The 465-nt window shown below is 68.0% G+C and carries 1 protein-coding gene; it reads right to left on the reverse strand.

Annotated elements, in window-relative coordinates; translation table 11 throughout:
• Nucleotides 1–200: 200 nt before the first annotated feature.
• Nucleotides 201–465, reverse strand: a 265-nt coding sequence (locus FLO80_RS23845) for a LysR substrate-binding domain-containing protein (RefSeq protein WP_246156802.1), incomplete at its 5' end; no start/stop codon positions are given.

Here is a 465-nt window from a genome sequence, read left to right on the forward strand (position 1 = left end):
GCTCAATCGTCGGCACCCGCGCGGACCTTCAGGAAGCCCTCGACTTTGCCGGCGAAGGCCTGGTCAAGGCGACCATCCATCCGGGCAAGCTGGACGACATCAACCAGATCCTCGACCAGATGCGCGCCGGGCAGATCGAGGGGCGCATCGTCCTCGAGATGTGACCTGCGGGGCGGCGTCCCGGCGCCGCCCTTGCCTGTCTACTCGACGCTGCCCAGCCCGCCTTCCAGCTTGCGCCAGAGCAGGCGGATCGCCGCCTTGCGTACCAGCGCGCAGCGGTACAGGCGGATTTCCTGCGGCACGAACCATTGCGGCCCGCCACAGATCGCCAGCTCACCGCGCTCCAGTTCGTTGACCACGCTCAGCCGTGGCACCCAGGCCACGCCCATGCCTTGCAGCGCCATGCTCTTCAGGCTGTCGGCCATCGCCGTCTCGTAGACCGTGGTGTAGCGCAGGTTGCGCTGG

The organism is Aquicoccus porphyridii (genome assembly GCF_008369105.1).
In the GTDB taxonomy this organism is placed as follows: Bacteria; Pseudomonadota; Alphaproteobacteria; order Rhodobacterales; family Rhodobacteraceae; genus Aquicoccus; species Aquicoccus porphyridii.